We start from the raw sequence: 7597 nt of genomic DNA, 5'->3' as shown, positions 1-7597 counted from the left end.
TGGGACACGGGCCCGGGGCTCTCAGGAGCCCCGGGCCTCACGCGTGCAGGCGCCGCAGCGCCGCGACGACGTCGTCGTGCCAGCGGCGCGCGGCGGGCAGCACGGCCGTGAAGATCGAGGTGTCGTGCGTCACCCCGAGGTAGCGCACAGCGCTCGCATCGACGCCGGCGCGCCGCAGCGCGGCGGCGTAGGCCTCGCCGTCGCCGCGGAGCGGGTCGAACTCCGCCGTGAGGATCACGGCAGGCGGCAGCTCCGCGTGGGACGCGGCGCGCAGCGGCGAGGCGTACGGCTCGCGCGCGGCATCCTTCGACGGCAGGTAGGTGCGCGCCACCGAGCGCAGTTCGCGGACGGCGATGAAACGAGGGATGCCGAGCGCCCGCGTCACCCCCAGATCGATGTGCTCGCCCGTGAGGTCGACCACCGGGACCTCGAGCACCTGCAGCCGGAGGGCGGGACCACCCCGGTCGCGGTTCATCAGCGTCAGGGCGGCGGCGATGCTGCCCCCCGCGGACGTTCCCAGCACCCCGAGCCGCCCCGGGTCGATGCCGAGCTCGCCCGCTTCCGCGAGCAGCCACTGCAGCGCCGCGTACGCCTGCTCGACCTGCGCCGGGTACTGCTGCTCGGGCGCCAGGGCGTAATCCACGGCGGCGATCGCCACGCCGGCGTCGACGGCGCGACGGCGGAACGAGGCATCCGTCGTCGGGTAGTCGATCCCCCCGATCCGGAAGGCGCCGCCGAAGAACGCGAGCACGCCCGGCACGGCGGCGGAGCCCGGAACCGCCGGGTGGTACACCCGGATGCGCACGGCGGGGCGGCCGGGCACGTCCACCCGGTGCTCGGTGGTGCGCCCGTCGGGACCGGGCGTGCCGACCGCGGCCAGCTCGGATCGATCCCACGCCAGGGCCGCGCGGCGCTTGCGCGCGCGTGCGCGGGCGTTCGGTCCGAGCGAGGGCCGGTCGCCGCCGCCGCGCACGGCGGCTGAAGCGGCCGGCGCGACATCCGCCGCCGCCGGCGCCGCGAAGCGGCCGAGCGGCCACAGCGTGGTCAGGCGCGCGCGCATCGCCCCGCGCGCCTTGTCGATCAGATGCTTGCGGTGGACGCGCAGGCGCTCCTCGAAGAACGGATCCAGCGGCATCCCTCCATCTTGCGCCGAAACCGCGGTCCCGCAGCCCGCTTGACGCGGCGCAGACCGAGGCCGCGCGCAACGCAGAAGGCCCGGAGTTCCGAGGAACTCCGGGCCTTCCGTGAAGCGGGTGCTTACCAGCTGGACTTGGTCACGCCGGGCAGCTCGCCACGGTGGGCCATGTCGCGGAAGCGGACACGCGAGATGCCGAACTTCGTCAGCACGCCACGGGGGCGGCCGTCGATGACGTCGCGCGAGCGCAGACGGACCGGCGAGGCGTTGCGGGGCAGCTTCTGCAGGCCCACGCGAGCGGCCTCGCGCTGCTCGTCGGTCGAGGTGGGGTCGACGAGAGCCTTCTTCAGCTCGGCGCGCTTGGCGGCGTAGCGGTCGACGACCTCCTGGCGCTGCTGGTTGCGCGCGATCTTGCTCTTCTTGGCCATGGGATCAGCGCTCCTCTCGGAATTCGACGTGCTTGCGGATGACCGGGTCGTACTTCTTCAGCACGATGCGGTCGGGGTTGTTGCGGCGGTTCTTGCGCGTCACGTAGGTGTACCCCGTGCCGGCGGTGGACCGCAGCTTGATGATCGGACGGACGTCCTGTGCCTTCTTGGCCATCAGAGCTTCACACCCTTCGCCTTGAGGTCACGGACGACTGCCTCGATGCCACGGGCGTCGATGACCTTGATGCCCTTGGCCGAGACGTTGAGCTTGATGTTGCGACCCAGCGACGGAACGAAGTAGGTCTTCTTCTGCACGTTCGGGTCGAAGCGGCGCTTCGTCCGGCGGTGCGAGTGCGAGATGTTGTGACCGAAGCCGGGAACTGCTCCAGTCACCTGGCACACTGCTGCCATAGTGATGTCTCCTTAGTACCGTGGAGCCGGACGGCCCCACCCAAGATCCCTTGTCTGCACCCCAGCACTCATCGGACCGTTTCCGGTCGGAAGAGGGTGGGATACGAACTGCGTGCTGGAGTGCGCGCAGACGAAGAGTCAGTCTAGCACGGACGGGGTGCCGTCCTTGACTCCGGCCGCCTCCGCGGCCCCTCTGACCCACCGGAACGCCGACACCGTCGGGTCGCCCGCGATCCAGAAGCGCCACGGGAAGAGGTTCGTTCCCGCCTCTCCTGCCACCCCCACGCGCGGCCCCGTGGCGATGTCGGCCGGCGGATCGGCACGCAGCTCCAGGCGGGCGACGGCCCCGTGCCACGGCTCCCCGGTGATGGCGTCGATGCCGTCGTGCACCGGATGCCGCAGCCCCACCGCATCGCCGAGCCGGCCGGGGCCCCGCGCCAGATCGCGCGGAGTTCTGGCCGCCGGACGGCGCCGCGCCGCGGCATCCGCTCCCGCCACGATCTCGGCGGCGCGCAGCAGGATCCCGCCCGCGACGCCCTCGGGACCGCAGACGACGTTGACGCACGAATGGATGCCGTGGCTGAGGTAGACGTAGAGGTGACCAGGCTCGCCCCACATGGTGGCGTTGCGCGCGGTGCGGCCCATGCGGGCGTGCGACCCGAGGTCCACGACGGTGCCCGTGCCCCGGCCGTGGTACGCCTCGACCTCGGTGAGACGGGCGACCACCGTCTCGCCGTCCACGACGGTGGTCAGGTGGGCGCCGAGCAGGCGCGGAGCGACCTCGGCGGGGAGGCCGGTCAGGTCCTCGCGGCGAGCGGGGCGCAGCGCGGGATCGGACATGCGGGGAGTCTACGCACGGGCGACTCACCCCTGCGAGGCGATTCGCGCCGGTCCGTCGCGCCGATAGCATTCGCGCATGAAGCGATGGTTCGTGCTCATCATCCTGGGCGTCTCACAGTTCGTCATGGTGCTCGACAGCACCGTCATGAACGTCTCGATCTCGACCGTGGCGGAAGACCTCGGCACCGACATCGGCGGCATGCAGGCGGCGATCACGTTCTACGCGCTCACAATGGCGGCGTTCATGCTCACCGGCGGAAAGCTCGGCGACAAGTGGGGCCGCAGCACCGCCTTCCGCATCGGGTCGATCGTGTACGGCCTGGGCTCGCTCACCACCGCCCTCGCCCCCAACCTGGGCGTGCTGCTGCTGGGCTGGTCGCTCGTCGAGGGGCTCGGCGCGGTGCTCGTGATCCCCGCGATCGCCGCCCTCGCCGCGGTGAACTACTCCGGGCGCGACCGCGTCATCGCCTTCTCGGCCCTGGGTGCCATCACCGGCTTCGCCGCTGCTGCCGGACCGCTCATCGGCGGGCTCATGACGACGTACGCCTCGTGGCGGTGGGTGTTCGTCGGCGAGGTGATCGTCATGTTCCTCGTGCTGATCGTCTCGGGACGCATCAAGGACACCCCCGGCGACCGCACGCTGCGCATCGATCTGCTCAGCGTGGTGCTGTCGGCCAGCGGCATGGCGCTGCTGGTCTTCGCCGTGCTGCAGAGCAAGGTCTGGGGCTGGCTCGTGCCGCTGGACCCGCCGGAGGTCGCCGGCGTCACGATCGCCCCGTTCGGCATCTCGCCGGTCGCGTACCTGATCGTGATCGCGTTCCTGATCCTGTGGTGGTTCATCCGCCGGCAGCAGCTGCTCGAGCGCCGCGGACGCGTGCCCCTGCTCAAGGTGAGCATGCTCCGCATCCCCGCGCTCCGCAGCGGCCTCACGATGTTCCTCGCGCAGTACTTCGCCATCGCCGCGCTGTTCTTCGTGGTGCCGGTCTACCTGCAGACGATCCTCGGCTACAACGCGCTCGAGACCGGGCTGAAGATCCTTCCGCTGTCGATCGGCCTGATCATCTTCTCGGTCGTCGGGTCGCGCCTTTCCACCGTGCGCTCCGCCCGCAACATCGCCCGCATCGGCCAGTTCACGCTCGGCCTCGGGCTGTTCCTGGTGTTCATCGCCGTGCAGCCGGAGCTCACCGACTTCCTCTTCGCCACCGGCATGTTCGTGGTCGGTGCCGGGTTCGGCCTGCTCGCCTCGCAGCTGGGCAACGTGAACATGTCCGCCGTCGCCAAAGAGGACACCTCCGAGGTGGGCGGCCTGCAGGGCACCTTCCAGAACCTCGGGTCGTCGTTCGGAACGGCGGTCGTCGGATCGGTGTTCATCCTGCTCCTCACGGGCGGATTCGGCACCGCGGTCCAGGCCAGCACCACCCTGAGCGACGACGTGAAGCAGCAGGTCACCGAGGCCACGGCGTCGGGCGCGCCGATCATCTCGCAGGAGCAGGCCGAGCAGGCCGTGCTCGACGCGGGCGGCAGCCAGGAGGTCGCCACCGAGGTCGGCCAGACCTACGCCGACACGCAGGTGCAGTCGCTGCGGCAGGCTCTCTTCCTGGTGTTCGCACTCACGCTCATCGCCATCGTGCTCGCCCGGGGGCTCCCGGCGACGATCCCCGTCCCTGCCGCGGCCGGCGCGAAGGACGACGAGAAGGCTGATCAGCCCGGCGGGACCTGACACCACGAGATCGCCGACCCGGTGAGCGCCACGACCTCGGCGCCGTCGGCGATCTCGAGCACGCGCGTCTCGGCTCGCTCCGGCAGGGGCAGCTGATACGTGTCGTACGGGTTGGACACCGCGTCGGGCGCGACCAGGACGGCCGCGTAGCGGGCGCTGGGCGACACGCACACCTGCAGCACGGCATCCGTCTCCGGGATCTCGGTGAGCAGGCGCGCCGCACCCTCGGGGCCGACGTGCGAGATCGCGGTGCGGCCCGTCGGGGTGCCGTCGTCCGCGAGCACGGCCGCCGAGCGGAGAGTGGACCCGTCGGGCAGCGGCGTCACCGTCGTGACCGGCCCGAGGTCGTCCGTCGGCGCGACGAGAGGCGCCTCGGTCGCATCCGTGAGGTCGATCGTCGTCATGCCGTCCACCCGCTCGATGACCCCCTCGGATGATCCCCGCGCGATGCCCTCGATCGCGAGCGCAGTCCCCAGCGTGGTCGCGCCCTCGCCTTCGGGGCCGGTCAGCAGCAGCGAGCCGTCGAAGGGCAGGAGCAGGATGCTGTCGGTGTCGGGCACGAACCGCCAGTCGCCGACGCTCGGATCGGCGCCGTCGACGACGATCGGCCGGGGCGCGGCATCCGGGTCCTTGAGAGAGGCGGTGAACAGCTCGCTCTCCCGCCCGCCGTCCGCGCCGAGGCCCGCATCGGTGAACGTGTAGCCGATGACGTCGCCCCGGTCGGCGCTCTGCAGGTTCGAGATGTATCCCTCACCCGGCAGCGGCAGCTCGCGCGGGTCGGAGCCGTCGAGGTCGGTCATGATGAGCCCGGCCCTGTCGTCCGCGGTGCGCACCGACATCACGAGGTGCGTCGCGGTCGCGCGGAAGTCCTCGATGTGGGGATGCGTGAAGACGGCCACGGCGTTCCGGCCCGAGAGGTCGGTGCGCAGGATCGCGTCGTCGCCGTCGGCGGAGCGCTGGAGCAGCTCGACCTGCGCGGCCGGGGTGCGAAAGGTCTGAGTGAGCGTCGCCGTCGGCCCACCGCCGAGCCCCTCGACGCGGTCGATGACCACGGTGTACTCGGTGTCGTCCCACAGCGGCAGGGCGAAGCGCACGCCCACGCTGCGGCCCGACGTGTCGACCGCGAACGGCGTCGCCGGGGTCACCGTCACCTGGGACGGATCGACCTCGGCGAGCGACTGCGTCGTGGTCAGGATGAGACGGGAGCCGGATGCCTCGGCAGCCGCAGCGGGGTCGACCTGCACGTCGGTGACCCGCGGCCCCTGGGCCACCGTCGCCGCCGCCCCCGCGAGTCCCAGCACGACGAGCACGCCGACCACGACGGCGAACGCCCCCGCGAACGCGCGCCCGCGCCGGCGACGGCCGTGCGCACGGCGCGTCGGCGGCTCAGTACTCATACGGATCCTCGGGCTCGTCGATCGCCTCGACGTTCTCGGCGTCGATCTCGAGCCGGCCGTCAGAGGTCGAGCGCACGGTTCCGGTCACGGTCACCCACTGACCTGTGTCGGGGATGTACCCGTCGGCGACGGGGATGCTCGCCGGCTGCGCGTCGATGACGCAGTGCGTGATGACGAGGCGGGTCAGGTCGAAGGCGCCGCCCTCTCCGGGGGTGACGAACCCGGTGAGCTCGATCGGATCGCCGTCGAACGCGTCGGGATCCGTCGCCGTCGCGAACACCGTCGCCCATTCGCCCACCCCGAACGAGGACGTGTCTCCGGTCGCGGCGAGGGTGACGACATCCGCTCCCGCGAACAGCGGCGTCGCACCGACGTCGCGCGAGATCGCGAGCTCGGCCGACAGCGACGCCGGAGGCAGGACGAGGGTGAGCACGACGACACCGGATGCCGCCACCCCGCCGACCACCGTCGCCGCGACTGCAGCCGGGTGGGGAGCATGGTCGTGCCCGTGATCGTCCGCACCGTGGTCGTGGCCGTGATCGGACTCGGCGCCGAGCGGCAGCGCGAACGAGGCGACGGCGCCGACCAGCGCCACAACCGCCATCGACACGGCGAACCACGTCGAGTCGGGGTTGATGTAGAGCGCGAGCCGACCCGTCGCCGCGAGGGCGATGGTGACGACGGCCAGCACCGCGGCGAGCCCGACACCGAGCCACCGCACGCCGATCCACTCCGCGTCACGCAAGGAGGTTCACCACCGTTCCGATGACGAACGACGAGAGGATCACGACGACCACGATCCCCGCGAGCGTGCGGGTGGTGAACGTGGTGCGCATCAGCGCCAGCATCTTCACGTCGACGAGCGGCCCCACGAGGAGGAAGGCGACGATGGCGCCGGGCGTGAACGTCGAGGCGAACGACAGCGCGAAGAACGCGTCGACGTTGGAGCAGATCGCGACCACCATCGCGAGCGCCATCATCGCGACGATCGACAGCGCCGGGTTCGAGCCGATCGCGACGAGGGCTTCGCGCGGGATGAGCACCTGCACCGCTCCGGCCAGCGCCGAGCCGATGACGAGCGCCGGCATCACCGCGCGCAGCTCGATGACGAACTGCGCGATCGTGCGACGGCCCTTCCCCCCGGGCTCGTGCACGACGAGCTCGCACGTGTCGCGGAAGCGGTCCGTGAGCAGCGCATCGGGGGACGGATGTCGGCTGTAGAGCCAGCCGATGAGGTTCGCGATGAGGTAGCCGCCGACGAGGCGCGCGATCAGGATGCCGTCGCTGAAGCCGAACGCCTGGTGCGTCGTGATGATCACGATGGGGTTCACGATCGGCGCCGCGATGAGGAAGGTCATGGTCTCGGGGACGCTGCCGCACTCGCACACCTGAACGACCATGCCCAGCAGCGAGAGCACGGCCCGGCGGGCCCACGCGCGGCGCGGCATCCACCGTTCGATGACACCCGGCGGCACCCACACCTGCACCACGATCGACAGCACCACGCCGAGGATGACGAACGGGAGCGACTCGATGAGCACGCTGATGGCGAGGGTCAGGCCGTCCTGCGCCCGGGTGGGCAGCGAGACCGGGAAGAGCGTCGGAGCGACCGCGTCGATCACGAAGAGCGCGGCGACGACGGCCGCGCCGATCGCGAGCGCGACGA

General features: G+C 71.3%; 9 protein-coding genes. 1 reads left to right on the top strand and 8 read right to left on the bottom strand.

Features of this window, described 5'->3' with window-relative positions; genetic code table 11:
* Positions 1 to 37 precede the first annotated feature (37 nt).
* The 5 genes from ACE3O1_RS13755 to ACE3O1_RS13735 form a co-directional block, all read right to left on the bottom strand.
* On the bottom strand, positions 38 to 1135 hold the full coding sequence (locus tag ACE3O1_RS13755; RefSeq protein WP_374315972.1) for an alpha/beta hydrolase: 1098 nt from the start codon (positions 1133 to 1135) through the stop codon (positions 38 to 40).
* 122 nt (positions 1136 to 1257) lie between these two features.
* A complete protein-coding gene (gene rpsN / locus ACE3O1_RS13750) occupies positions 1258 to 1563 on the bottom strand; it encodes a 30S ribosomal protein S14 (protein WP_169583741.1) in 306 nt (101 codons plus the stop codon).
* Between the two features lie 4 nt (positions 1564 to 1567).
* A complete protein-coding gene (gene rpmG, locus ACE3O1_RS13745; RefSeq protein ID WP_005051772.1) occupies positions 1568 to 1738 on the bottom strand; it encodes a 50S ribosomal protein L33 in 171 nt (56 codons plus the stop codon).
* Positions 1738 to 1974, bottom strand: a complete 237-nt coding sequence (gene rpmB / locus ACE3O1_RS13740) for a 50S ribosomal protein L28 (protein WP_374315969.1) — start codon at positions 1972 to 1974, stop codon at positions 1738 to 1740. The genes rpmG and rpmB overlap by 1 nt, the downstream gene beginning before the upstream one ends.
* A gap of 138 nt (positions 1975 to 2112) precedes the next feature.
* Entirely contained in the window at positions 2113 to 2814 is a 702-nt protein-coding gene (locus ACE3O1_RS13735) for a DNA-3-methyladenine glycosylase (protein ID WP_374315967.1), read from the bottom strand.
* Positions 2815 to 2890: 76 nt separating this feature from the next.
* Here ACE3O1_RS13735 and ACE3O1_RS13730 point away from each other — a divergent pair, with 76 nt between their 5' ends.
* Entirely contained in the window at positions 2891 to 4534 is a 1644-nt protein-coding gene (locus ACE3O1_RS13730; RefSeq protein WP_374315965.1) for an MFS transporter, read from the top strand.
* On the opposite strand, the gene ACE3O1_RS13725 is transcribed toward ACE3O1_RS13730, so the two are convergent.
* Genes ACE3O1_RS13725 through ACE3O1_RS13715 form a run of 3 tightly spaced genes read right to left on the bottom strand, consistent with a single transcriptional unit; the run spans position 4516 to position 7583 of the window.
* Entirely contained in the window at positions 4516 to 5931 is a 1416-nt protein-coding gene (locus ACE3O1_RS13725) for a hypothetical protein (protein WP_374315963.1), read from the bottom strand. The two genes, ACE3O1_RS13730 and ACE3O1_RS13725, sit on opposite strands and share 19 nt — an antisense overlap.
* On the bottom strand, positions 5921 to 6676 hold the full coding sequence (locus ACE3O1_RS13720) for a TIGR03943 family protein (protein WP_374315961.1): 756 nt from the start codon (positions 6674 to 6676) through the stop codon (positions 5921 to 5923). Before ACE3O1_RS13720 ends, ACE3O1_RS13725 begins: the two co-directional genes overlap by 11 nt.
* The gene (locus tag ACE3O1_RS13715; RefSeq protein ID WP_374315974.1) at positions 6669 to 7583 is read right to left on the bottom strand and encodes a permease; all 915 of its coding nucleotides are present in this window, start codon (positions 7581 to 7583) and stop codon (positions 6669 to 6671) included. The genes ACE3O1_RS13720 and ACE3O1_RS13715 overlap by 8 nt, the downstream gene beginning before the upstream one ends.
* Positions 7584 to 7597: the final 14 nt, after the last annotated feature.

The sequence above is a fragment of the Microbacterium sp. genome (assembly GCF_041909575.1).
Taxonomy (GTDB): domain Bacteria; phylum Actinomycetota; class Actinomycetes; order Actinomycetales; family Microbacteriaceae; genus Microbacterium.
Note: the sequence above shows the minus strand (reverse complement) of the source record. Positions and strands in the feature narration are given on the sequence as shown.

What these genes read in the sequence shown, in the direction of transcription:
- ACE3O1_RS13755 (WP_374315972.1), bottom strand. Translation starts at nt 1,135, where the DNA reads ATGCCGCTGGATCCGTTCTTCGAGGAGCGCCTGCGCGTCCACCGCAAG.
- rpsN (WP_169583741.1), bottom strand. Translation starts at nt 1,563, where the DNA reads ATGGCCAAGAAGAGCAAGATCGCGCGCAACCAGCAGCGCCAGGAGGTC.
- rpmG (WP_005051772.1), bottom strand. Translation starts at nt 1,738, where the DNA reads ATGGCCAAGAAGGCACAGGACGTCCGTCCGATCATCAAGCTGCGGTCC.
- rpmB (WP_374315969.1), bottom strand. Translation starts at nt 1,974, where the DNA reads ATGGCAGCAGTGTGCCAGGTGACTGGAGCAGTTCCCGGCTTCGGTCAC.
- ACE3O1_RS13735 (WP_374315967.1), bottom strand. Translation starts at nt 2,814, where the DNA reads ATGTCCGATCCCGCGCTGCGCCCCGCTCGCCGCGAGGACCTGACCGGC.
- ACE3O1_RS13730 (WP_374315965.1), top strand. Translation starts at nt 2,891, where the DNA reads ATGAAGCGATGGTTCGTGCTCATCATCCTGGGCGTCTCACAGTTCGTC.
- ACE3O1_RS13725 (WP_374315963.1), bottom strand. Translation starts at nt 5,931, where the DNA reads ATGAGTACTGAGCCGCCGACGCGCCGTGCGCACGGCCGTCGCCGGCGC.